We start from the raw sequence: 24,820 nt of genomic DNA on the forward strand, positions 1-24,820 counted from the left end.
TGACATGCTTTCTGTATTTGAATCTTTTATAGATAGAACATCACATTCAAGCGCAGACTTTGTAATTAATCTCGCTGGCGTTGGGGGGTTGCTCTTTGATGCCTCGCAAGGAAAATATGACAGTATAATTCAAAATAGAATTTGGTTGCTTGAAAAATACCTTTCTGAGTTAAAAAAAGAGCTATTTATCCGGGAAATTATTATCGGTGTAAATAATTTACTTATCATATTTGACCCATTATCACTTTCTCATGTCAAGGCACGTGAAATTCTGGCCAGCTTCTGGGAAAAAACATCGGGTGAAACCCTGACAGGACGCGAATTTGAGATAGGTGTTACCTATGGCGGTCTTGCTAAAGACGATTTACAGGACATTGCAGCCTCCACTGGTTTAACCATCGATCAGATTATTAGCCGGCACAGTACAGCAATCTACACGGTTGCCTGCCTGGGTTCGATGCCTGGCTTTGCTTATATGACTGGATTGCCAGCGGAAATTGCGATACCTCGACGACAATCTCCGCGGATGGGTATTTTAAAAGGCTCCGTGATCATCGGTGGAGAACAAACTGGAATAATGCCTTGCACCGCCCCTTCTGGCTGGCATTTGTTAGGAGAAACGCGGACAGAAATTTTTAACCCGCATGCCAATATTCCTTGTTTGCTAAGTCCCGGTGATAAAGTTCGTTTTATTGTTGAAGGTGTCGATTTATGATTGAAATTTTGTCTGGAGGCGCCCTGAATCTTGTGCAGGATACCGGCCGGAAAGGCTATATGAAATTAGGCATCAGCCCTGGAGGAGCAATGGATTCCATGGCACTATCCCTGGCTAATCTTTTATTAGGTAATCCTGAATCCTCTGCTGTTATTGAAATAAACATCTTCCCTTTTCGTATTACTTTTTTATCTGATACTTGTTTCGCATGTACCGGGGGCAATAGTGTGATAAAACTTGACGATAATATCGTCGCTCCTTGGTGGCGAAAAATGGCATCAAATGGGCAGGTATTAATCATTGAACGCCCACGCAATGGCACCCGTGTTTATTTAGCTTTTGCTGGCGGCATAGACGTCCCGCATATATTAGGATCAGCCTCGACCGATCTCAAATGTGCTATGGGCGGTGTTGATGGTAGAGGTTTGAAGCGTGGTGATATCTTACGTTTAAAACCGTCATCTCACGCACAGCAAAAAAAATCTTTAGGTGTCATTCCCAAGGGACTTTCAGAATTTTGGCGAGAGGCAACGTCTGGGCAGGTAAAAATTAAGGTACTTCCCGGTGCTGAATATCATGAATTCACGGCAGAAGCATTGCATCAATTTTGCCATTACAGTTATGTCATTACGCCGCAATCTAACCGACTGGGTTATCGCCTTAAAGGACACCCTTTAACCTTTTCACAAAAGAAAGAGTTACTTTCACACGGCATCGTGCCGGGAACCATTCAAGTGCCGCCAGATGGGCAACCTATTATTCAACTAGCTGATGCCAATACCTGCGGCGGGTACCCTAAGATCGGCACAATAATTGAAAGTGATTTATGGAAAGTTGCCCAGTGCCCGGTGGGTTGTCAGTTACGTTTTGAATTCATTGGTCTGGATGAGGCGATCGCTGATTTAAAGCGTTTCAATACCCATTACACCACGCTTAAAAATACACTTCATCTTTATTCCTAAACATTAAAACAGGAGGACGTATGTCTGTTATTCAAGTCGATCTTAATTCTGATATGGGCGAAGGTTATGGTGCATACAAAATGGGAGATGATGCTGCCATTTTAGACATTGTGACTTCGGCCAATGTGGCCTGCGGCTTACATGCCGGTGATCCTGAAATCATGGCTCGGACATTTTCCCTGGCTAAAACTAAGAATGTAATGGTTGGAGCACATCCTGGATTTCCCGATCTTTGGGGATTTGGCCGCCGTATCATTCCTTACACTCCTGGTGAAATCGAGCGTTTAGTGGCATATCAGATTGGAGCGGCTCAAGGGCTTTCAGCGTATGCCGATCATCCAATCACTTACGTGAAAGCGCATGGTGCCCTAGGTAATCTTACTCAAACTGAAGAAGATATTGCTATCGCCATTGCTAATGCCATTCAGGCTGTAGATAAAAATCTGGTATGTGTAACATTTGCTGGCGCGGTAATGGAACGCGTTTGCAAAGACAAAGGTATTAAGACGGCAGCGGAAGTTTTTGCAGATCGAGCTTACGACGAAGAAGGTCATTTGGTACACCGCAAGATTCCGGGTGCCGTCTTACGTGATCCAGTTCAGGCTGCGGAACGTATGCTGCGTATGATTCAAGGTGGTGGTATTGAAACCGTTTCAGGAAAGATGCTGCCAGTTCATATTGATACCATTTGCGTCCACAGCGATACCCCAGGTGCGATCACCATGGCGTCAGAAGTGCGCCGTCTGCTGGAAGCAAATGGCGTTAAAGTGGCTTCGTTTGCCTCACCGCAAGGATTGTGATCATGACGACGGAAGAAAGTATTGTTCTGACTCGCCGATTACTTAATTTACTTGAGTCTTCGACTTCTTTGTCTGAGATCGCTTTCAAATATGGAGATATGCAGGTTCATTTGATAAGCCAGAATCAGATCGCTGCAGAAAACAGTCAGGAGCAAGGCATCCTTGATGATTCGTCGGATAACGCGAGTATGTATTATAGCGTTGCCCCGTCTCCTGTTACTGAACCAAGCACCAGCCTTATTCAATGTGAATTGCATGGCGTCTTTTATCACTCCCCTTCGCCAGGTGCGGCTCCTTTCGTCCAGCCCGGTGACATAATAGAAGATGGAAAGCAGATCGCTATTATCGAGGCGATGAAAATGCTTAATGCCGTCGAGGCCAGTAAAAAAGGACGTATTGTCCGGGCATTGGTCAAAGATGCCGATGTTGTTATGCCTGGCACTCCGCTGTTTGAGATCGAGGAATTATGATGTTCAGCAAGGTGTTAATCGCGAACCGTGGAGAAATTGCTCTGCGCATACTTAGAGCTTGTCATGCTACAGGCCTGGAAACCGTGGCGGTTTATTCCGAAGCAGATAAAGATCTCAGACATGTGCAGCTGGCCAGCACCGCGTTATGTATTGGTCCGGCCTCGTCTGCGCAAAGTTACCTCAATCATGATGCCCTGATTATGGCTGCCAAATTAACTGGGGCGGACGCCATTCATCCCGGCTACGGTTTTTTATCTGAAAACGCCTCTTTCGCTGAAAAAGTGGTAAATGCTGGTCTGATTTTCATCGGTCCATCCCCTGATACAATTCGTAAGATGGGCGACAAAGTCAGAGCTAAGGCAGCTATGCTGAAAGCAGGTGTACCCTGCGTGCCTGGTTCAGTTGGTGCCCTGTCAGAAGATCCTGATGTTCTCACCACCACTGCGGAAAGTATTGGCTATCCTGTCATTGTGAAAGCCTCAGGTGGTGGCGGTGGCAAAGGAATGCGTATCGTACGTGCGCCGGAGGAGTTACTTAATGCCGTCAACATCACGCGTGAAGAAGCGCAGCGCGCATTCGGCAATCCTGAGATTTATCTGGAGAAATATCTCGAAAATCCTCGCCATATTGAGATTCAGGTGCTGGCAGACCATCATGGAAATGCGATTTGGTTAGGGGAACGAGATTGCTCAATGCAGCGCCGGCATCAAAAGCTGATTGAAGAGTCACCTGCGCCACATGTTTCACGTGAAAGCTTGTCACAAATCGGTCAGATTTGTGCTGAAGCCTGCAGAACTCTCGAATATCACGGTGCCGGAACGTTTGAATTCCTCTATGAAAATGACCACTTTTATTTCATTGAGATGAACACACGCGTTCAGGTTGAACACCCTGTAACTGAGGTGGTGAGTGGTATAGATATCGTTGCTGAGCAGCTGCGGATTGCACAAGATTATCCGCTTTCCTTTTCGCAAGACGATGTGTCATTAACCGGTCATGCTATTGAGTGCCGTATCAATGCAGAACATCCCTGGACATTTCAACCTTCTCCGGGAAAGGTTACAAGCTGGATTGCACCAGGCGGTCCTGGTATCCGCGTCGAATCACATCTTTATGCAGGGTATGTGATTCCACCTTATTACGACTCAATGATTTCCAAAATCATTGCTTGGGGAAGAACACGTGAGGAAGCGATCAATCGTATGCGTGTTGCTCTGGAAGAATGTGTTATTAGCGGTGTAGACCACACAGTGCCATTGCATCTCAACTTACTTGAACAAGAGGATTTCAGAAAGGGAGCGTTCACCATTCAATTTCTTGAAAATCTGCTGGCATACCGTTCAGAATGTAAAGAGGGTCAAAAATGAGCCTTTCCGATTTAGAAAAACTTGAGACTTTAATTTCTGATCTTGAGAAAACTTCTCTGGCGAGTGCAGAACTGAAATACGGTGAAATATCACTTCATCTTACGTTTCGCGATAAAACCAAAGCAGCAAATCCTACTGCCTCGAATTCTGGAGTGTCCCCCTCAACCTCACTGTCATCTGACACTTCAACCGTGCAATTTATTACCTCACCTGGAATGGGCTTGTTTACGTCAAGCCATCCCCTTATAAATTACGAACATGTCAATCATTTTGTGACGCAGGGACAGGTATTAGGTTATCTGAAGTTTGAAGAAGTATTGACTGAGATCGTATCACCTCAGGCAGGTAAAATTAATGCAACCTTAGTGGCTGAGAATGCGTTAGTGGGTTATGGCGATAAAATTTATTCAATAAGCTAAGTCAGATACAGGAAGAGGTGCAGTCCTCTTCCTCTTCCTCTTCCTTTTCACTACAATGGCATCCCGATGGCGGTCATATCACTTCTGTACAAAAATCGATGATCAGCTGACACGCTTTTTCGAGTGAAGCCTCGTCAATGGCATAAGCAATGCGGATATATAGTGCCAAACCAAATGCACTACCGTGCACGACAGAGACGCCCTTTTCATTTAATAACGCCGTCGCCACATCTTCATCACTGTTTAAAAGCGCTCCACCCGCACTGGTTTTTCCGATCAGCGCACTGCAATTTGCAAAGGCATAAAAGGCACCTTGCGGCATTGTGCAGAAAAGACCTGGCGCTGAATTCACCATCCTGATCATCAGGTCACGACGGGTGGTGAATGCTTCGCGTGAAGTCGCAAGAAAATCTTTTGGTCCAGTCAACGCTGCCAGTGCCGCATGCTGAGAGATTGAGCTTGCACCAGAAGTCTGTTGACCCTGTAATTTTTCCATCGCATTAATCAGCCATAACGGCCCGGCACAAAAACCGATTCGCCATCCCGTCATCGCCCAGGCTTTTGATACACCGTTCATCGTCAAGGTACGGTATTTTAATGCCGGAACCACAGCAGCAAGAGTGCTGAATTTTGCATTATCAAAGATCAGATGTTCATAAATATCATCTGAAAGTATTAACACTTGTGGATAGCGTAACAGTACATCGCCCAGAGCTTTCAGCTCTGCCTCGCTGTAAACAGCGCCTGTTGGATTTGAAGGAGAATTGAGAATGATCCAACGGGTTTTTTCAGTAATTGCTGCTTCCAGTGCACCAGACGTCAGTTTGAACCCTGTGTCGTTTTCACAATTAACTGTAACCGGTTTTCCGCCACACAGCTGAACCATTTCGGGGTAACTAACCCAGTAAGGTGCCGGAATGATTACTTCGTCCCCGTCATTTAGCGTGGCAGCAAGCGCATTATATATAACCTGTTTACCGCCACTGCTAATTAAGGTTTCTTGCCAGGAAACCTCAAGGGCGTTTTCATTACGAAATTTTAGCGCAACCGCCTGTCGTAATTCTCGCAGTCCAGCCACTTGAGTATAACGGGTATGGCCATCCTGAATTGCCATCATAGCTGCGGCACAGATATGCCTTGGTGTTGGAAAATCGGGTTCTCCTGCACTCAAAGAAATGATGGGTTTCCCCTGCGCTTTACGCTCAGCGACCTTATCCATAATACGATAGGTTGCAGATCCTTTCACGCTAGCGAGGTTACGGTTTAATGGAACCGGCGCATCAATCATTTCTCCCTCCAATGCGACAGCCCCATTAGTTCAAGCGTGGAGCTACCATGGGACAATTTCTCCATCATTGCGCGCTCTTTAATCTCACGCTGTTCACCTGCGGCGATGACCCGATTAGCCTCTGCGGCAGGAATGATGACGATGCCATCATCATCACCCACGACCAAATCACCTGCAGCAACGGGAATACCGGTAAAGGAAATCGGTTGGCCAATTGAGCGGTAGCTTGATTTGATTGTCCCGCGTACTGCTACGCCACACGCAAAAATGGGAAAGTTGTGTTTCAACACGGCCGCGATATCTCTCACTCCGCCATCAATGATCAAACCCTTAACGCCTGCGGCAATAGCAGCGACGGTCAGCACTTCTCCCCAGTAGCCAGCAATAAAGTTGTCAGTTGATACCACCAGCACGCAACCGCGAGGCACCTTTTCAAGCGCGATGTGCAGTGCAAGGTTATCGCCCGGGGAGCATGCCAGCGGATAAGCTGGCGCAGCAACAGTCATACCGCGCCAGATATTGCTAATCGAAGGATCGATTGCACAATCAAGTCCTGATGCTTCATAAAGGGTCGAGCTACCTAATTTTAGAGCCTGGAATGCCTGTTTTTCGGTAAATGTTGGCATTATCCTTTCCTCTGTAACAGATGATAACCAAGCTCTTCGCGCGCAGCGCGCAGCGTTTTCCCCTGTGCCAGTGCATCGCGGATGGCCGATTCCGTTACTTCTATCTCATACGCAATCCTAGCAACAGTTTCTGCGCGCTCGCGTGGAACAATCACTACGCCGCTGGCATCAGCAATAACGATATCACGTGCCTCTACCCTGGCAGTTCCTATTGATACTGGCTGGTTAATCCCGGCGACTTGCACTCTGTCTTTACCAGTTCGCATGAACCGACCTTTTGTAAATAATGGATAACCATCGGCCAACGCTTTATGAACGTCACGGCAGACCCCATCAATGACCGTGGCGGCAATCCCTTTGGTACTTGCCAGTTGGGTCATGATATCTCCCCAGACAGTACAATCTGTCCGTCCATTATTATCAATGACAACGACATAACCAGCAGGCACGTCATCAATAAAATCACCGACCGTGCCGGGTGGATTCGAAGCTGGTTCATAACGCACGGTGTAAGCCAGCCCCACGATGCTTTGTTTGTAGTTATCCAGTGGCATTACATCAAAACACTGCCCTACAAGACCTAATTTATCGAGCGCGTCGGAGATCCCCGCCGTATCAAGTCCTGCAAACAGGGCAACCAGCTTTTTATCTTCGTTATTCATGATTACTTCCTGCATTGATGGCTTCAAAAGCACTGTCGTGCATGACTTCGGCAACAGAACGACCAGACCGCACGGCTTGAACCATACTGTCCTGACGGTGAGCGATTTTTTCGCCCAGTGAGATAACTTCCTGAATATGCGCGGCTGGAATAAATACCGTGCCGCAACGATCTGCTATCACATAATCATCCTGTTTAACCTGCACGCCCGCTACGCTAATGACCTCGCCTGATGAAATTTGGATGACACGATTTCTGGCGCTTATCATCGTGACTCCTCTCCCGAAAACCGGATAATTAATGGACTCACTGCCTTCAATATCCCGGCTCAGACCATCAATTACCGATCCGCGAATATGTTTGCCTTTTGCGGCATTCGCCAGAATATCGCCCCAGCAAGAAATACCGTCTTTACCGCCCGCAATGACTAATATGCGGTCATTGGTTGTCACGGCATCAATTACCGGGGAGATCAAATGAACCGTAGGTTTTGCATCAATTTTCTCACCCAGCTGTATGGTGCTGGCTCGTCCAACCACCTTAGGGCAGTCCCACAAAGGACGAAGGCCGTAGGTCGCACCTAGCAGTGAAAGAAAATCTAATGCATCCGATACGGTGTTGGTATCCAGTTTCGCCAGACGATTCAGCAATGCATCTGAAGTCATAACGGTATCCAAAGTGAGTTGAGTTCGACTCACTATTAAACGTATAGTCTGATAGGTAAAATCCTCATTAAGAATGATTTTGATATAAAAAAGATATCGGGGAACTATGATTAATTTTCGTATTATTCGGCACATGTGGTTGTTTTTGGCTGTGGCGGAAGAGAGGCATTTTGGTCGGGCAGCAAAACGCCTTGGTATGACTCAACCCCCACTTACCCAACAAATTCAAGTGCTGGAACAGTCATTGAAAGTGCAACTGTTCGACCGCTCACGTAGAGGTGTTCAACTGACGCCTGCAGGGCTCGCAATTCTGCCAGCGGTAAAAAAGTTTGCGGAACATGTTGAGCGGCTTGAGCTGGCTATCCACGAAGCAGTGGCCGGTCAAACTGGCGTGTTGACGATCGGTGCAATCAGTACTGCCATGCTGGATGTATTGCCTGGCTATATTGCAAGAATGAAAGTGCTCATGCCGCAACTTACAATCGCCATTAAAGAAATAGACAGCTCGGAAGCTATTCCTGCCTTACAAAATGGTGAGCTTGATTTAGCCTTTGCACGCCTCACAGGAACTCTGGGAGATGATATTGGCTCACTTCCACTGTCGAGCGATAATTTGGTGGTGGCCTTGCCTCATAACCACAAGCTGGCAGGTCAGAGTAAGATTGAACTTCTCTCGCTAAGTAACGAAGAGTGGATCATGTTCTCTCGCCATCTTAGCCCGGTCTTTTTTGACAGTATGATTACCGCATGTCGCGCGGAGGGCTTTTCACCCCGTATCATTCACGAAGTACGTTCTGTTGCTTCACAAATTGCTTTCGTCAGTTGCGGACAAGGCGTTGCACTGGTGCCCTCCTCTCTCGAACGCCTCTCCCCAGCTAATGTCATCACCATCCCCCTGAAACACAAAATAGAAGTAGTCACCACCGCTGTTGCTTGGTCACGCTCGCGTAGTAATATATTGGTCGAGAAATTTATCGCGCTGATTCAATCACCCGATCGGCCAACTCAAAAATAATTGATTTGCTTCGATATAAAAAAGCTATCAGCAACTCTCTTGATAGATATTGGATCCGGTCCGCCTCAACTTGTAGATTCGATATTTTTATGAGTAAGAAAAGTAAGGATTCGTCATGTTAAGCTTATTTGTTTACGGTACGCTCGGCCCAGGCCGTCCAAACGCGCATGTTCTTGAGCGTATTGGCGGAACATGGCAAGAAGGGTTCGTACGAGGAAACTTGTTGAACAAGGGCTGGGGCGCTGAGATGGGTTACCCTGGCATCAGGCTGAACCATAATGGCGAACAAGTGAATGGTTTTATATTCACCTCAGAAAATCTGGCCAACCATTGGGAAGCTCTGGACAAATTTGAAGGCGAAGGATATGAACGCGTACCTGTTGAAGTTATGACCCGGGAAGGCTCTGTTGTGCTCGCATCAGTGTATGCAGTGAAAGCGTAATTTATATCTAGAGCCATCACCCTGACATTGCCAGGGTGATATCATTTTACTTTCTTCGGAGCAAACAGCGACAATATAATACCAGCCGCCGCTACACCTCCTGTAAGTGCAACGATCGCATGCCAGCCACCATGCTGCCAAAACCAGCCACCCATTGAACCTGTAATGCTTGAGCCCATGTAATAAAACAGCAGATAAAGCGATGACGCATGTCCGCGCGTCATACCAGCCAATGGCCCCACGGCTCCACTGGCCACCGAGTGGGAAACAAAGAATCCTGTCGTCACTAAAATGATGCCAACGATGATACCGATCAGTGAAGCGGGCAACGTGCAGAATGTCCCAACCAACATCAGGCAGAATCCGACAATAAGCAGCGGTTTTTTACCGACTTTATCTGCCAGGCTTCCTGCTACAGATGACGAGACAATCCCAAAAGCAAAGGCACAGAAGATCAGACTGATCTGGGTTTGGTTAAAATGAAAAGGTGCATCCGCCAACCGAAATGTCGCGTAATTAAATAGTGTGACAAAAATACTGGTTAGAAAGAACCCGGTAATATACAGACGGATAAGCCCCGGGCTACTAAGGTGTAAACCCCACGTTTTGAGATGGAACTGAGCATTAAGGCCTGGTTTCCGCTGAAAATTTCTCGACGCAGGCAGCAAGAGATAGAACCCAATAGCTGAAACTAAACAAAGCAGACCAAGTATCCACATGGCATCACGCCATGATGTGAATTCAGTGATTAGTCCCATCCCCACTCGCCCCATCATGGCACCGAAGGCCGTTCCTCCAACATATAATCCCATGGTTTTACCAAGATGCGCTGGGTCTATCTCTTCTGCCAGCCACGCCATTGCCACGGCAGGAACACCTCCTAATACAACGCCTTCAACAGCACGTGCAATCAGCAACTGATGCCATTCAGGCACCACGGCTGCCACAATATTGCAGAGGGATGCCAGTACCATAGATGCAAACATAAGTCCTTTTCTTCCCAGTGCTTGTGAGAATGCTCCAGATAACAAAATCGACAAAGCAAGCAAACCTGTTGTTAACGACAACGCAAGTGAGCTCTGGGCAGGAGAGATACCGAAGGCATTAGCAAAGGCGGGCAGTAGAGGTTGTACGCAGTAAATGAGTGAGAAGCTGGCGAAACCAAGCAGAAACAAAGAAAGTCCCGCGCATCGGTACTCACGCGTACCACGTTTAATGGACGTTTTTACATTACTGGACTCTAAAGTGTCTACTGATACTGATTGAGGCGTAATGGTGGAGTTTGTGACAACGTTACTCATGTAAGTTCCTAATTAAAAACATAGGAAAAAATTACTGCACAGCGTATTATCTGTCCAATATATGAACTAACTTAATGCAATATATAAAATATATGGAGTTGCGACATATACGCTATTTTTTGATGGTAGCGGAGGAGAAAAATTTCACACGTGCTGCGGCGCGTTTGGGAATAGGACAACCTCCCTTAAGCATGCAGATTCGCGATCTCGAAAGAGAGCTAAAGGTATCACTGTTTATTCGTAGTAGCCAAAGCACGCAATTAACCGAAGCCGGTAAGGCCTTTTATGACGCGGTAAAACCTATGACGGCTATAGCTGAAGAGGCAGTAAAAGCTGCCCAGCGCGCTGGCCGTGGGGAAATTGGGCTATTGCACCTTGGATTTACCGGGACTGCGGGTGTTAATCCTTTAATCCCCGTGACCATACGAGCCTTCAAACGTACCTTCCCTGAAGTTGAGTTAAAGGTCACCGAAGCAAACTCAATTGCTCTGATTGATGCTCTTATTGCAAAAAAGCTGGACGTGGCGCTGCTTCGTCCTACCGCTAGCGTTCCTGCAGGAATTTGTGTATCAGATTTAAGGGATGAAAAGTTGGTGGTAGCCCTGCCAAGCAGTCATCCTTTAGCCCGGCAACGTGGCAAAATTGACCTGAGCTTACTCAAGTATGACCCATTCATTCTCACTCCCGGCGATGCTGGTGTTAGTCTCCGTGAAGCGTCAATACAGGCCTGCCGCCAGGCTGGTTTCGACGTTATTGAAGGACAAAAAGCGCCTCATATCGTCTCCATTCTTTCAGTTGTTGCCGCTGAATTAGGAGTTTCATTGGTGCCAGAATCACTGACCCAGTTTAATCTTACAGGAGTAAGCTTTCGCCAGGTGAAAATGCCGGTCCCGACGATCGGCTTAGCAGCAGCCTGGAATGAGAATAACAAAAACTCTGTCATCGAAAACTTCCTTACAGAAGCCAGGTCGCATATTCGTGACAATAGATAAACACGCCCACCAGCAGAATTTAACACCTTGCGGGCATATTGAGTTCATGGTGATGCTTAACCCGGATAGATCCCGCGTTCTTTACGTGCATTAAGAATACGCTCGCAGGCAATAATGAATGCAGCAGTACGCAGAGAGCAATCTTTCTGGCCGGCCTTTTCCCACACAGAGCGGATAGCCTGCCGCATTATATGATCGAGGCGGCTGTTAATCTCATCTTCTGTCCAGAAATAGCTGGCAATGTCCTGAACCCACTCAAAGTAACTGACAGTTACCCCTCCTGCATTACAGATCACGTCCGGTACAACAGTGATTTCACGGCGTTTTAATATATCATCTGCATCGGGATAAGTAGGACCATTTGCACCCTCCAGAATCAGTTTGCACGTCAACGCTTCAGCTCTGGCAGCAGTTATTTGTCCTTCCCATGCAGCAGGGATCAAGATGTCGCAATCGGTAAGCCAAAACTGTTCATTCATGACCGTTTCAGCACCTGAGAACCCCTGAATGTTATTATGTTTCTCTTGCCAGATGATCAACGCATCAATATCACTTCCTTTTAAACAAAAAAGTGTGCCGGTATGGTCTTGAATTGCAGTGATAATCGCACCCGCTCGTTTAAATAGAGATGCGGCTTCTTTACCTACATTTCCAAACCCCTGAACAGCAATACGGGCGCCAGCAATGGCAATGCCAAGCTTATTAGCCATTTCGGTGCCGGTGATAAATACCCCCTCCCAGTGGCTTTAACTCGGCCAGTGATCCTCCCAGATGAACCGGCTTACCGGTTACTACGCCTGTTATTGTGGAGCCAGCATTCATAGAATAAGTATCCATGATCCAAGCCATTACCTGTTTATTAGTACCGACATCTGGAGCTGGGATGTCTTGCTGCGGACCAATTATCAATCCAATTTAACTGGTATAACGTCGAGTTAATCGCTCCAATTCCCGAATAGAAAGTTCACGCGGGTCAACTTTTACCCCACCTTTTGCCCCACCAAAAGGTAGATTCAACGCGGCGGATTTGACTGTCATCCAAGCAGATAACGCCATCACTTCGTTGAGATCCACATCAGGGTGAAAGCGGATCCCTCCCTTACCTGGACCTCGAGAAAGGTTATGCTGAACGCGATAACCTTCAAAATGGCGAATTGAACCATCGTCCATTTCAACCGGGATATCAACGATGAGAACACGCTTAGGATGACGGAAGGTCTCAATCCGCAGGGCATAATTACTAATATAAGGGGCGACTCTATCGATTTGCTTGAGATAGATATCCCAGGCGGTATCCCCATTGCAATTCAGATAAGAGAGTGAATGCATTTCATACCTCCCCTATTTTGTCAGGTCAATCAGGCGGCTAACAGCGTTTTAAATCTAATACATCCCTCTTCAATCACCGGTAATGAACTGGCGAATGAGACGCGAATATATGGTGACATGCCATAGGCCTTCCCACTCACTGTAGCCACTCCTCCCTCTCGGAGTAAATACTCAACCACATCATCATCATTATGAAGAATGTGACCGTTGTGCGTCTTTTTATTTAACAACTTTGAAACATTGATATAGAGATAGAAGGCGCCTGACGGTGGAATAAATGAAATATCCTCGACCTCACAAAGATGATCGCAGATCGCTCTACGCCGCGTTTCGTATACAGCACACATTTCCTTCACTGGCCTCTGATCACCAGCAAACGCAACGACGGCTCCTGCCTGACTAACTGATGATGAGCAGGTTGCAGTCTGTGAAATCAACTTGGTCATGGCACTAATCAACCATTCAGGACCAACGCCATAACCCAAACGCCAACCCGTCATGGCATAGCCTTTCAAAGCTCCGTTAATGATCAGAATACGGTCTTTAAGATCGGGGGCGACCTCAGCTAATGAAATGTGTACTGACTTTTCGTAAACGAAGTGCTCGTAGATCTCATCAAGCATGATCAACACATCAGGAAAGTCACGAAGAACAGCGGCAATTTCATTGAGTTCTGCGGCGTTATATACGACCCCGCTTGGATTATTCGGGTAATTCAATATTACCCATTTAGTCCTGTTTGTTACTGCCTGTCGTATCTCTTCAGGACTGACTTTGAATCCCAGTTCTTCTTTACCGGCAATGATTACCGGTACGGCTTCATTCAATAAGGCTAAATCTGGATAAGAAACCCAATATGGCGCGTGAATAATTACTTCATTTCCTGCATTTAACGTCGCACCAAATGCGCTGGAAATAATATGTTTACCGCCATTTCCGCACACGACTTCCTGTATTGAATAGTCCAGGCCGTTATCACGTTTTAACTTAATCGTGATAGCTTCACGTAGTGCGCGAGTTCCATTAGATGGTGTGTAATGGGTATCTCCGCTGTGCATGTCCTGTGTGGCGGCCTCAATAATATGAGTCGGCGTATCAAAATCAGGCTCGCCAATGGTGAAATTAATGATGTCATGCCCTGCTGCACGCAGTTCATTCACTAGTGCGTTTGCAGCAACCGACGGTGATGGCTTGATTCGATTGATTCGATCAGACGTCAAATTTTTAGTTGTCATGTTTAAACAAGTCCATGTTGTTTAAGTATTGGGGTATACCAGGACTGTTCATCCAAACCTTTGGTGATTTCTTGTTTGATTAATTCTTCTTTGCGCGCATGTTGCGCTGCAAGGCTTAACAGCTGATCCTTCAGATGATAAGCAAAGTTCACTACCCCATCTTCATCGCCAATAATGATATCGCTTGGCATAATGACCTGCCCGCCAATGCTAACCGGCGTATTTACTTCCCCGGGCCCTGTTTTGTAAGGTCCTTTGTGGATAACACCACGCGCATAACAAGGCATGTTTTCAAATGACGCCACATCACGTATCGCTCCATCTACAACAAACCCAACACAACCGCGTCTGACGCTCTCAAGTTTGATTAATTTACCGATAACAGCATTATTCATATCACCCTAGGCATCAATCACCAGCACATGTCCTTTCTGCAACATGGTCATTGCCCTATAAATAATAAGATTGTCACCACCACGACTTTTTACAGTGAGTGCAGTGCCGATGAGCTTTCCGGTTTTATTTATTCGATGCAGGTCTTTGATACCTACCAACCTTGACATGTTATCGCTCAAATGTGGCGTTACAACGTCGTGAAACTTTTCACGATCTGACTCGGTTAGCGGTCACGCCGCCGGATTAATAACGCTGCCTGGTAAGCTCATAAGTTCCCCTTGGACTGAGTTGGCATAAAGCAAACCTGCCGTACATTATTCAACTAAGCAGGTAAGTTGTAATGATACTATCGCTAGCTGCAATGAACTTTCAGCGATATTTTATGCATGCATATCATCACTTTTTTCATCTGAAGGATCCCATGATTACTTTCAAACAAATGGATGCTTTTATATGGATTGTGAAATGTGGAAGCTTCGAAGCAGCAGCGACGCGTTTGAGCATGTCACAGTCCGCTATTTCAAAACGCATTCATGAAATAGAGGAGACCTTTAGCCTGCCGCTGTTTGACCGCTCGCAGCGAGGAGCTCGCTTGACAGAGAAAGGACGAGAGCTATACGAATTATGTTTAGATCTTGCTGGCCGAAGGGATATGTTAATCAAACGCATGAGTGACAGTCAGGTTTTAATGACGCGCCTGCGCTTGGGCGTAACGGAACTATCTGCGTTAACCTGGTTACCTTCCTTTGTTGAAGAAGTCCGTGGTCTTTATCCTAAAGTGCAAATTGAACCCTTCATCAATACCAGTGCAAGATTGTTTGACTCGCTTATTTCTGATGCTGTTGATTTCATTGTAATACCAGACGTGTACAGCGATACTAGGGTGGTGAGTATACCGTTGGATAAACTGGAGAATGTATGGATGTGCTCCCCCTTGCTAATACCTCATGGCACACCGCTTAGCCTTGATGCGCTCTCACAGAACACTTTTTTGACGCAGGGCAAAGAGTCAGGAATCGGCTTGATTTATCAGCGTTATTTTTCCAGTAAAAATGTATTTTTTAATAAAACGCTTGAATGCGACAATTTCGTTGCCCAGCTTAGTCTCGCTGTCGCTGGACTTGGTATAACCTATCTACCGGGAAAATTGGTAGGAAACCTGGTAAAGAATGGCAAGCTTGGCGAAGTCACGTTACGGCCTAGTCCGCCTAATATTCGTTATGCCGGTATGTATCTGACTGACCGGGCTGGCGGGGTAATCCCCGAATTTGTGCATATAGCGCAACTCCTTTGCCGTTTTGATAACTCACTTATTTTCTAAGGCTGCATGTTGTGGAAATGACCTGCTCCCCGTTGATGAGATACAACGCTCAGTTAGTAATGTCGGATCCTTCTCTCTCAGAATTACCCTTTCTCCAGCCCGCCGCAAATTCAGACGGCGTCTGATAATTCAGCGTGGAGTGCGGGCGACATTCGTTATAATCCTGACGCCATTCACTGATGGTTTTCCTGGCATGACTGACGTCACTGAACCAGTGTTCATTCAGGCATTCATCGCGAAAGCGTCCCTTAAAACTCTCAATAAATCCGTTCTGTGTCGGCTTGCCGGGCTGGATAAGTCGCAGCTCCACGCCATGCTCAAAGGCCCATTGATCGAGCGCGCGGCAGGTAAATTCCGGGCCCTGATCGGTTCTTATCGTAGCCGGATAGCCGCGAAACAGCGCAATGCTGTCCAGAATACGCGTGACCTGCACGCCTGAAATCCCGAAGGCAACGGTTACCGTCAGGCACTCCTTCGTGAAGTCATCCACGCAGGTCAGGCACTTGATCCTGCGACCGGTGGCCAGCGCGTCCATGACGAAATCCATCGACCAGGTCAGATTGGGTGCCGCCGGGCGGAGCAGCGGCAGACGTTCTGTTGCCAGGCCTTTACGACGTCGTCTGCGTTTTACCCCCAGGCCACTGAGATGATAAAGTCGGTACACGTGCTTGTGATTAACATGAAGCCCTTCGCGGCGCAGCAGCTGCAGATGCGGCGGTAGCCAAAACGCCTGCGTTCCAGTGCCAGTTCGGTGATGCGTCCGGATAAATGCGCATCCGACGCCGGACGCTGCGCTTCGTAGCGGCAGGTCGACAGGGACAAACCTGTGAGTCTGCAGGCACGACGTTGCGACAGACCGGTCGCATCACACATCAACACCACGGCTTCCCGCTTCTGGTCTGTCGTCAGTACTTTCGGCCCAGGGCCACCTGAAGCGCCTCCTTATCCAGCATGGCTTCGGCAAGCAGCTTCTTGAGTCTGGCGTTCTCTTCCTCAAGCGACTTCAGGCGCTTAACCTCAGGCACTTCCATACCGCCACACTTCTTACGCCAAGTGTAAAACGTGGCATCGGAAATGGCGTGCTTGCGGCAGAGTTCACGCGCGGATACCCCGGCTTCAGCCTCGCGGAGAATACTGATGATCTGTTGGTCGGAAAAACGCTTCTTCATGGGGATGTCCTCATGTGGCTTATGAAGACATTACTAACATCGGGGTGTACTAATCAACGGTGAGCAGGTCAGTTTCTTCTCACCTTCAATGTATCGTCCATATACTGTCTTACTATCTCTAGATGATGCGCTGGCAACGTTCAGAATACATAGTGCAAAAAAGACATCAAACATGGCATGGTTCATTGGATTAACGTGCTTCAAGAATAAAATTGAATCTTCTCATCTGACAGGCTTAATATTCGCATAACGATGTCATATTTTGAGGCTAAAGACTGAACAGATGAGAAAAAATGCCGAAATTTCCACCACGACAAACCTTACCGGCTTATCCCCATCTTTAGTCAATACCAAAGAAACCCAGTCGGCAGTAGCCTATAGATTGCTAAAGCAGCGGATACTCGATGGCGCGCTACCGGCTGGCACGCAGGTACTTGAACATGAAGCAGCCGACCTGCTCGGGATGAGCCGCACACCCGTGCGTGAGGCTATGATCCGTTTGCACCAAGATGGTATGGTGGATATTCGCCCCCGCCATGGTATGCGGGTTTTGCCCATCTCCGCCGAAGACATGCAGGAAATCTATGACGTTCTGACCTCACTCGAAGGCTCCGCAGCCGCAACGCTTGCAGAAAGGGGTATAACGGAAGAACAAAAGCAGGAGCTTGAAGCAACGGTTGCCGCAATGGATCTCGCACTGGAACAGGATGATCTTCAGGCATGGGCCTCTGCTGATGAAGTGTTTCACGCGAAGCTCATTGAGTTCAGTGATAACAAACGCATGATTAGTATGGTTTCTCAGCTGTGGGAACAGTCACACCGTGCCAGAATGTTGACACTGAGAATGCGCCCTCGCCCGACAAAATCAAATAGGGAACATCAGGCTCTGATTGAGACTATTTCTGCAGGAAAGGTAAAGCAGGCACGCCAGATGCATGAAACGCACCGCAAGAAAGCAAGCACAATGCTGGTGAAGCTTCTGAAAGAGTTAGGCGCTACTCAAATTTAGTTACTCAAACTGCGGGACTAAAATCGCGTCTTGCAGTTATCCTGTTTAAATTGTTCTGACTTTATAGATAGTCACTGCTTTCGGTTAAAAAAGCCCCTTCCCATAGATTCCTTTTTATGTTTTTCATTCTTTTTACTATTAAATTTATAAAATATGACATATTTAATCCAAACCAATAAATCCATTAACGAATCCAATAATCTTTGCTGATGGTGAAGTCCTAAGGATGTGGTGTGATCACCACTGCAGATCAGACTTTATGCTCCAGCGCAGTTACAGCAGCTTTGCATGACACTGCCTGATTAGCTGCTGGCATGGATCATTTTGGGCCTTTTCCGGCCCTTTTTTCATTGCGTGCCACGTTACTGACGTTACCGAGATGAGATTTATCCTTACTAAATACTGCTCCCTGTCACTCCATTACCACCATCACCTCTTTCCTGATAAACGTTCACAAACTATTTCCCTGCAACTTTGATAGCGATCACACATTCGTAACTTTGCGATTACAGGTCAATTGACTTAAAACAATGCACTAATTAACGTATACGTTAACGAGTGTGTTACGAGTGCGTAATTTAGTACACACAGGAAACGAGGAAGTACAACATAATGTTTAAAGCGTATCTCGCTGACACAACCAGGAATATCTACTATGTCTAAAGCACGCTATGCACTGGTGGCTGTAGCTTTCAGTCTTACCGCCCTGCTCTTCGTCGACCGAATTGCTATCTCCGTTGCAAAAGGCCACATCGAATCTGATTTCGGTTTAACCGATACTGAATTCGGCTGGGTACTTTCAATGTTTTCTCTGGGTTATGCACTTTTCCAGTCACCCACAGGAGCAATGGCTGACAAATGGGGCCCACGCTCCATGCTGGCGCTGTTTGTTATCACTTGGTCAGCGTTAACCGGCCTTACAGGACTGGCTTGGGGATTCGTATCGCTCATGGTTGTGCGTTTCCTTTTCGGAATCGCCGAAGCCGGTGCTTTCCCGACTTTTGCACGCGCCATGTATAGTTGGTTACCAGCAAGTGAAAGGGCATTAGCGCAGGGCATCAACTTATCCGGTGCACGTATTGGTGCAGCTTTTGCCCTTCCGTTTGTGGCATGGATGCTTGACGCTGCGGGCTGGCGTGAGTCGTTTTATATACTGTGTGCTGTCGGTATCATCTGGGCTGTGTGCTGGTACCTGTGGTTCCGCAATGACCCGGCCGATCACCGTTCAATCTCAAAAGCAGAATTAAAATTGATTGAAGAAGGCCGCGAGACAAAGCTCTCTAACGCCGATGAGCGTGTTACCGTCGCTGAGCCAATGGACATGTCCTTTCGCTCAAAAACGATGTGGCTGCTAATGCTCCAATATTTCGCGCACAGCTTCACCTTCTACTTTGCCTTAACGTGGTTATTCCCCTATTTACAAAAAACCTACGGCCTGAGTGCTGTCACAACCGGTTTTCTGGCAGGAGCGCCACTGATTGCCAGCGCAATTGGTAACTGGGTAGGCGGTGCCACGGTAGATATGATGTACCGTAGAGGATACGGACTGTGGTCACGCCGACTACCTGCAATTATCGGTTTTATATTGTCTGCAGCGGGTCTGGTTGGCGCAATGATGAGTGATTCTGCATATATGGCTGTTGCATGGCTCTGCCTTGCTATGTTCGGAACCGATGTGACCGTACCGCCGTCATGGGCATACTGCATTGATGTGGGTGGCAAGAAATCGGGCGCGGTCTCAGGCAAAATGAACATGTGTGGTAATTTCGGGGCCTTCCTTACCAGTATTGCCTTCCCTTACATGTTGACAGCTTTTGGCAGCACCATGCCCTTCTTCATCTCAGCGATCGTTCTGAACCTCATTGGTGCGTACTTCTGGTTCCTGATTAACATTAAGAAAAAAAGTCATGGCGTTCTTGCCAAGGCCAGCTGATAAAATAATCTAGTATCCTCCTTTGGCCAGCTATGCTGGTCTTTTTTCGTTTGAGTTGAAGAGACCCTTAAGGTATGTCAAATCCTGTAGTTAACGCTCTGTTGCCCGTCGTAATACTTATTCTTATCGGTTTTGCTGCCGTACGTAGCGGCTGGCTAAAGTGCAGTGCAATCATGGACATCTCAAACCTGGCATTCCTCATTCTTGGTCCGGCCCTCTTCTTCCGCAGTATGGCACAGGTACATCTTAACGAACTGGATTTTAAACCTGTCCTTGTTTACTTTCTGGCGATATGGGTGGTGTTTTTCGCCACAATGTTTACTCAGGGCGTTAACCGCCGGGGAGCGATCATGGCGCTCTCTGCTACTTTTTCGAATATAGCAATGATTGGTGTGCCGCTGGTTAACTTCACTTGGGGACAAGAGGGGCTTATTGTGCTCTTTACGCTGATGTCAGTTCATACATTAATCATGCTGACGATGGTTACCAGTCTGATTGAATTTTCCATATCGAAAGAACTGACTGCAGGGAATGCGGCTTTACGTACAGGCAGGCTAAGATCTTTTTTCAGGACGTTCGGCGTATCCATGCGTAAAACGCTTCTGCATCCCGTTCCACTTCCTGTTATTTGCGGAATACTTTTCGGTTTAACTGGGTTAACGATACCCACACCGGTAGATAATGCTCTGATTCTTCTTGGACATGCTTTCTCGCCGGTGGCGCTGATCCTTGTAGGAATGACGCTTGCTACCAGCAAATCAATATCACGCTGGCGTGTGCCGTTCATGATGGCATTGGCTAAAAATTGCTTTCATCCTGCCGCATTACTCATCATGGGATTGCTGTCAAACCTGTCGGGTTTAAGCCTAAAAGTGATGATGATCACCGCGGCTTTGCCCATTGGCGCCAATGTTTATTTGTTTGCGCACCGATATAAGGTTGCACAGGAGGAGGTGACTGCAGCGGTTGCACTGTCTGCCTTATTGGGGTTGATAACCCTGCCAGCAGTGCTTCTTTTGCTTTCATATATGGGATAATTGAATATAAAAAAGCCATTATCTTATGAAGATAATGGCTTACGGTACAGGCGGCGCTTAATCTGTTTTAAACAGAAGCCACAATGGCCGACAGGAAAGCATGAGAATACTGCCCATCAAACCTATGAAGTGAAACAGATGCCTCATCAGCCCAATGTATGCACTGGCCGCCTGATGCATTAGCTTTTCATTCCACTTAATGCTTCTTTCTCGGGTTCCGTCAGGAATCTCACATTCATGCCTTCCAACAGGAATTTCAGCTTTGCTGTCTCTTCCAGCTCCTCGGCATTATCTGATGCATTGATGAAATCAGTACCTGTTACTACCGGCCCGTGATTTGCCAATAATACCGCTGTGTATCCTTGGGAGGTATATTTAGCAATCTCTTTACCAATTTCATTCGACCCTGGACGGAAATAAGGCAGCAGGGGGAGCTTGCCGATCCTCATGACGTAGTACGGGGTAAAGGCCTCAATCACATTCTCTTTTTCGCTATGATCGATCGAAGAGAGCGCGGTGAGATAAGTGGAATGAAGATGCACAACTGCATTCACTGCTGCATTGCTACGATAGATATCAAGGTGAAAGCCCACTTCTTTGGACGCCTTTTTACCCGATACCAGTTCGCCATTAAGAGTTACGACAGAAAGTTCATCCTCAACCAAACGTCCAAGGCACGACCCTGTCGGTGTAGCCAGAATATTGCCATCTGGGAGTTTGAGGGAGAGGTTCCCCCCTCCCCCACACGTATACCCGCGCTGGAAGAAGGAAAGTCCCTGGGAGACCATTAACGCTCTGTAATTCACTATTAATACCTCGCTTCCTGGATCAGAGACTTAGCACACTCAAAGAAATCATCATCACCAAAATTTCCGGACTTCAATGCAAGGAACAGGCTCTTGTCCAGTGTTGCAACCCACGGAACGCCCGGGCAAATTAACTTCCCGACCAGCAGCTCCTTAACGTCAAGTGACTGAGTAACCGCGCCGGAAGTTTCGCCACCCGCGCAAATAAAATTACTGAATCCGCGGTGCTTCAATTTCTTAACCAGATGTGTGAACAGCACTTCAATGCGTGCGGATACATCAAAGTCATATGTCGCTTTGATTTCAGCCAGACGTTCTTTGTTAACTGTGGCACAGACCATCGGGGGATAATCGGCCGATACATTCGCGTTAAGCCACTCGGCAATTTCCTCGCTGTAGGCATCGACATCGTCAAGCTTGTCAACGTCTACCTGGTGCGCGCAGGCAAGCGATTTGTAGTAATTAACCTGCCGGTTTGTCTGCGTAGAGCACGATCCAGAAATGACTACCGTTTTGCCCTGAGTAGGTTTGAATGCTTTACTTCCACCGCCTTCACCCTGACGGGCAGACAGAGCCTTAGCCAGCCCATGGCTCAGGCCAGAGGCTCCCGTCACATAGGGGTAGTTCGCGAACGCCGCACCGATTGTCGTGAGATGCTCATCATCAAATGCATCAATAACAACATAACGGTGGCCCTGCTGAGTTAATTCTTCAAAAGCCTGGCGTACAGCTGTGATTCCTTTCTCAACGGTTTCATAATCAATCAGGCCGGTCGTTCCCTGCGACTGACTGTCCATCAGCCGCACCAAGTTGGCATCACGCATGGGTGTCAGAGGATGATCTTTCATGCCAGACTCGTTCAGCGGTTCACCTTTAACAAAAAGATTCCCATAAAAAACTTTTCGGCCGTTAACAGGCAGTGAAGGAACAACGATCGTGGAAAGCAGCCCCGCCTCAGCCAAAATGGCATCGGTGACCGGACCAATATTACCCTCTGAAGTGCTGTCAAAAGTTGAGCAGTACTTGAACTGAATGACATCACTACCTTGTTTTTTCAGCCACTTCCAGACTGCCACAGAATCTGCAGCGGCCTTTACCGGATCTTCGGTTCGACTTTTCAGGCTGACTACGATGGCATCTGTCTCAAGCGGCACATCGTTAACCTGCACACCACTTAGCTGGATGCAACTCATTCCCTCTTCTACCAGAAAACTGGCTGCATCCGTGCCGCCAGTGTAATCATCAGCAATGATTCCAACTTTCATAAAAGCCCCTACTTCTTACTGCAGATGTTTCTTCACGGCGTCAGAAATCTCTTTCAGCCCGGAAGTCCCACTCAGTTCATAAGGAAGCAGTTTTTCTGCCTCATAGGCTTTGCGCACCGCTTCTTCAATATTTCGTGACGCAACGGCCAGCTCTTCGCACTCATGCTTTTCTGCCAGGTAATCAAGCATCATGGCGCCCGAAAGGATCATTGCGGTTGGGTTTGCTTTACCCATACCGGCGATGTCAGGGGCAGAGCCATGGCATGGCTGGAACAGCGCGTGCGTGTCACCAATCTCACCACTTGGCGCCATCCCCATACCACCCATAAGTGCAGCGGCAAGGTCGGACAGGATATCGCCGTACTGGTTTTCAGTAGGCATAACGTCAAATTCCCACGGACGACGAACCATATCCAGCGCGGCGAAGTCGACGTACTTATGCGCAGCATTGACATCTTTAAAGTCTGCTGCCACCTCGTAGAACCATTCACGAGCGTGATGCTGTGAAGACAGCACATTCGCCTTATCAATATGAGTAACGAGATTTTTTCCGCGCCCTTGAGAGTGACGACGGCGAGCCAGTTTGAAGGAGAAATCAAACAGCTTCTTGGAAACCGTCCGCGAGATACGCATCAGGTTATGTTTATATTCTTCATCATCGGTAGTGAAACCGCGCGGGAACGCAAACAAACCTTCGGTAGATTCACGGATGATCACGAAGTCGAGATTCTTGGTTCTTTCATCAACCAGTGGCAATGGCAATGAAGGAATGGTTTTACACGGGCGAACCCCGGCATACAGGCCCAGACGTTTACGCAGATCATGCTGAGGTCCAATTTCCGTTCCATCCGGGTAACGAATATCAGGATGTCCCATCGCCCCCAACAGAATTGCATCGGCTTTTTCGGCGCGAACGAAATGACTTTCCGGGAAGGCATCACCCGTTTCAGCATAAAACTGAGCGCCCGCATCGATATGATCGTAAACCAGGCCTACGTCCAGATTACGGGTCGCCGCATCCAGAATTTCCAGCGTTGGAGCCATAATTTCACGACCGATTCCGTCACCTGGCATAACTGCAATATTGAACTTTTTCATGGGTTTCCTCGCCATTATTTTTGAATAAGGTCGTAAAACGAAACGTCTTTGCTCACCAACATCCCGGCAGTTTCAGCATCAAAACTGAGAAAATGCGCGGTCTTTAGGTGCACTTTGAAGGCTTCCATATCTGTGTATTCTTCATACAGGAGGAACTCGATCTGTTGCGATTCTTCGATCGTCTTTTCTGAAACGCTAAAGAACTTACAGCCCGGCTCAGTCAAAGAAGTCGCAGCATTTGAAAGCAGGAGGGGTTTGAAGCGGGGATAGTCATTCTCACCCACTACCATCTTCACTAAGACAGTTAACATTTGCGCACCTTTCGTATTCGTTAATGTATGCATTAATCAATGTGCATGTTACGATACACCCGCCTTTTGCAACAGTGCTACTAGCTTTTTTTCACAAAAATTATACGTAGGTCACATTTGTGACTTCACACAGGTGGGCTAACAATGCAGATGGCAAACGAGGGAAAACTCATCTAATTGATTTAATT

Annotated in this window: 23 protein-coding genes and 3 pseudogenes; 13 read left to right on the forward strand and 13 right to left on the reverse strand. The window is 47.3% G+C overall.

Annotated elements, in window-relative coordinates; translation table 11 throughout:
• Positions 1-4: 4 nt before the first annotated feature.
• The 6 genes from pxpB to ACF2G4_RS22645 are packed head-to-tail and all read left to right on the forward strand — an operon-like array spanning position 5 to position 4,733.
• Positions 5-715 carry a 5-oxoprolinase subunit PxpB gene (gene pxpB, locus ACF2G4_RS22620; protein WP_409076564.1) on the forward strand — a complete coding sequence of 237 codons (711 nt, stop codon included), beginning with the start codon at positions 5-7 and terminating at the stop codon, positions 713-715.
• Positions 712-1,677 (forward strand): biotin-dependent carboxyltransferase family protein, encoded by a 966-nt coding sequence (locus ACF2G4_RS22625; protein WP_409076565.1) that lies wholly within the window; start codon positions 712-714, stop codon positions 1,675-1,677. Before pxpB ends, ACF2G4_RS22625 begins: the two co-directional genes overlap by 4 nt.
• Positions 1,678-1,697: 20 nt before the next feature.
• Complete coding sequence (locus tag ACF2G4_RS22630; RefSeq protein ID WP_409076566.1) at positions 1,698-2,477, forward strand: LamB/YcsF family protein; 780 nt, start codon at positions 1,698-1,700, stop codon at positions 2,475-2,477.
• Positions 2,478-2,479: 2 nt separating this feature from the next.
• Entirely contained in the window at positions 2,480-2,947 is a 468-nt protein-coding gene (locus ACF2G4_RS22635; protein ID WP_409076567.1) for an acetyl-CoA carboxylase biotin carboxyl carrier protein, read from the forward strand.
• Positions 2,947-4,314, forward strand: a complete 1,368-nt coding sequence (gene accC, locus ACF2G4_RS22640; RefSeq protein ID WP_409076617.1) for an acetyl-CoA carboxylase biotin carboxylase subunit — start codon at positions 2,947-2,949, stop codon at positions 4,312-4,314. Before ACF2G4_RS22635 ends, accC begins: the two co-directional genes overlap by 1 nt.
• Positions 4,311-4,733, forward strand: coding sequence for a hypothetical protein (locus ACF2G4_RS22645; protein WP_409076568.1), 423 nt, complete (start codon positions 4,311-4,313; stop codon positions 4,731-4,733). Before accC ends, ACF2G4_RS22645 begins: the two co-directional genes overlap by 4 nt.
• Positions 4,734-4,806: 73 nt before the next feature.
• On the opposite strand, the gene ACF2G4_RS22650 is transcribed toward ACF2G4_RS22645, so the two are convergent.
• The 4 genes from ACF2G4_RS22650 to ACF2G4_RS22665 are packed head-to-tail and all read right to left on the reverse strand — an operon-like array spanning position 4,807 to position 7,973.
• Positions 4,807-6,021: a pyridoxal phosphate-dependent aminotransferase gene (locus ACF2G4_RS22650; RefSeq protein ID WP_409076569.1), complete on the reverse strand. Its 1,215-nt coding sequence runs from the start codon at positions 6,019-6,021 to the stop codon at positions 4,807-4,809.
• On the reverse strand, positions 6,018-6,647 hold the full coding sequence (locus ACF2G4_RS22655; RefSeq protein WP_409076570.1) for an RraA family protein: 630 nt from the start codon (positions 6,645-6,647) through the stop codon (positions 6,018-6,020). Before ACF2G4_RS22655 ends, ACF2G4_RS22650 begins: the two co-directional genes overlap by 4 nt.
• Positions 6,647-7,309 carry an RraA family protein gene (locus tag ACF2G4_RS22660; RefSeq protein WP_409076571.1) on the reverse strand — a complete coding sequence of 221 codons (663 nt, stop codon included), beginning with the start codon at positions 7,307-7,309 and terminating at the stop codon, positions 6,647-6,649. Before ACF2G4_RS22660 ends, ACF2G4_RS22655 begins: the two co-directional genes overlap by 1 nt.
• Positions 7,302-7,973 (reverse strand): RraA family protein, encoded by a 672-nt coding sequence (locus ACF2G4_RS22665; RefSeq protein ID WP_409076572.1) that lies wholly within the window; start codon positions 7,971-7,973, stop codon positions 7,302-7,304. The genes ACF2G4_RS22660 and ACF2G4_RS22665 overlap by 8 nt, the downstream gene beginning before the upstream one ends.
• Before the next feature lie 106 nt (positions 7,974-8,079).
• On the opposite strand from ACF2G4_RS22665, the gene ACF2G4_RS22670 reads away from it, so the two are divergent.
• Together ACF2G4_RS22670 and ACF2G4_RS22675 are read left to right on the forward strand one after the other, a co-directional pair.
• Entirely contained in the window at positions 8,080-8,988 is a 909-nt protein-coding gene (locus tag ACF2G4_RS22670) for a LysR family transcriptional regulator (protein WP_409076573.1), read from the forward strand.
• A gap of 115 nt (positions 8,989-9,103) precedes the next feature.
• Positions 9,104-9,430, forward strand: a complete 327-nt coding sequence (locus ACF2G4_RS22675; protein ID WP_409076574.1) for a gamma-glutamylcyclotransferase family protein — start codon at positions 9,104-9,106, stop codon at positions 9,428-9,430.
• Positions 9,431-9,471: 41 nt separating this feature from the next.
• Here ACF2G4_RS22675 and ACF2G4_RS22680 read toward each other — a convergent pair whose 3' ends face one another.
• Entirely contained in the window at positions 9,472-10,731 is a 1,260-nt protein-coding gene (locus ACF2G4_RS22680; RefSeq protein WP_409076575.1) for an MFS transporter, read from the reverse strand.
• 92 nt (positions 10,732-10,823) lie between these two features.
• Here ACF2G4_RS22680 and ACF2G4_RS22685 point away from each other — a divergent pair, with 92 nt between their 5' ends.
• Complete coding sequence (locus ACF2G4_RS22685; RefSeq protein ID WP_409076618.1) at positions 10,824-11,723, forward strand: LysR family transcriptional regulator; 900 nt, start codon at positions 10,824-10,826, stop codon at positions 11,721-11,723.
• A gap of 56 nt (positions 11,724-11,779) precedes the next feature.
• Here ACF2G4_RS22685 and ACF2G4_RS22690 read toward each other — a convergent pair.
• From ACF2G4_RS22690 to ACF2G4_RS22700, 3 genes and pseudogenes are all read right to left on the reverse strand, one after another.
• Positions 11,780-13,052: pseudogene (locus ACF2G4_RS22690) on the reverse strand (Glu/Leu/Phe/Val family dehydrogenase).
• A gap of 29 nt (positions 13,053-13,081) precedes the next feature.
• A complete protein-coding gene (locus ACF2G4_RS22695) occupies positions 13,082-14,287 on the reverse strand; it encodes a pyridoxal phosphate-dependent aminotransferase (protein ID WP_409076576.1) in 1,206 nt (401 codons plus the stop codon).
• 2 nt (positions 14,288-14,289) lie between these two features.
• A pseudogene (locus ACF2G4_RS22700) lies at positions 14,290-14,952 on the reverse strand (RraA family protein).
• A gap of 152 nt (positions 14,953-15,104) precedes the next feature.
• On the opposite strand from ACF2G4_RS22700, the gene ACF2G4_RS22705 reads away from it, so the two are divergent.
• A complete protein-coding gene (locus tag ACF2G4_RS22705) occupies positions 15,105-16,004 on the forward strand; it encodes a LysR family transcriptional regulator (protein ID WP_409076577.1) in 900 nt (299 codons plus the stop codon).
• A gap of 49 nt (positions 16,005-16,053) precedes the next feature.
• Here ACF2G4_RS22705 and ACF2G4_RS22710 read toward each other — a convergent pair.
• Positions 16,054-17,173, reverse strand: a pseudogene (locus ACF2G4_RS22710) (IS3 family transposase).
• A gap of 283 nt (positions 17,174-17,456) precedes the next feature.
• Between ACF2G4_RS22710 and ACF2G4_RS22715 the strand changes: the two are divergent.
• From ACF2G4_RS22715 to ACF2G4_RS22725, 3 genes are all read left to right on the forward strand, one after another.
• Complete coding sequence (locus ACF2G4_RS22715; protein ID WP_409076578.1) at positions 17,457-18,182, forward strand: GntR family transcriptional regulator; 726 nt, start codon at positions 17,457-17,459, stop codon at positions 18,180-18,182.
• A 655-nt stretch (positions 18,183-18,837) separates the two neighbouring features.
• A complete protein-coding gene (locus tag ACF2G4_RS22720) occupies positions 18,838-20,115 on the forward strand; it encodes an MFS transporter (RefSeq protein ID WP_409076579.1) in 1,278 nt (425 codons plus the stop codon).
• Between the two features lie 74 nt (positions 20,116-20,189).
• Positions 20,190-21,152 (forward strand): AEC family transporter, encoded by a 963-nt coding sequence (locus tag ACF2G4_RS22725; protein WP_409076580.1) that lies wholly within the window; start codon positions 20,190-20,192, stop codon positions 21,150-21,152.
• A gap of 179 nt (positions 21,153-21,331) precedes the next feature.
• On the opposite strand, the gene ACF2G4_RS22730 is transcribed toward ACF2G4_RS22725, so the two are convergent.
• From ACF2G4_RS22730 to ACF2G4_RS22745, 4 genes are read right to left on the reverse strand one after another with little or no spacing between them, the layout of a single operon-like run.
• The gene (locus tag ACF2G4_RS22730) at positions 21,332-21,940 is read right to left on the reverse strand and encodes an aldolase (protein WP_409076619.1); all 609 of its coding nucleotides are present in this window, start codon (positions 21,938-21,940) and stop codon (positions 21,332-21,334) included.
• Between the two features lie 20 nt (positions 21,941-21,960).
• Positions 21,961-23,223 (reverse strand): 3-oxo-tetronate kinase, encoded by a 1,263-nt coding sequence (gene otnK, locus ACF2G4_RS22735; RefSeq protein WP_409076581.1) that lies wholly within the window; start codon positions 23,221-23,223, stop codon positions 21,961-21,963.
• A 15-nt stretch (positions 23,224-23,238) separates the two neighbouring features.
• Positions 23,239-24,321 (reverse strand): isocitrate/isopropylmalate dehydrogenase family protein, encoded by a 1,083-nt coding sequence (locus ACF2G4_RS22740; protein WP_409076582.1) that lies wholly within the window; start codon positions 24,319-24,321, stop codon positions 23,239-23,241.
• Between the two features lie 14 nt (positions 24,322-24,335).
• Positions 24,336-24,632 carry a putative quinol monooxygenase gene (locus ACF2G4_RS22745; protein ID WP_409076583.1) on the reverse strand — a complete coding sequence of 99 codons (297 nt, stop codon included), beginning with the start codon at positions 24,630-24,632 and terminating at the stop codon, positions 24,336-24,338.
• Positions 24,633-24,820: the final 188 nt, after the last annotated feature.

The organism is Pantoea phytostimulans (assembly GCF_046118715.1).
Taxonomy (GTDB): Bacteria; Pseudomonadota; Gammaproteobacteria; order Enterobacterales; family Enterobacteriaceae; genus Pantoea; species Pantoea phytostimulans.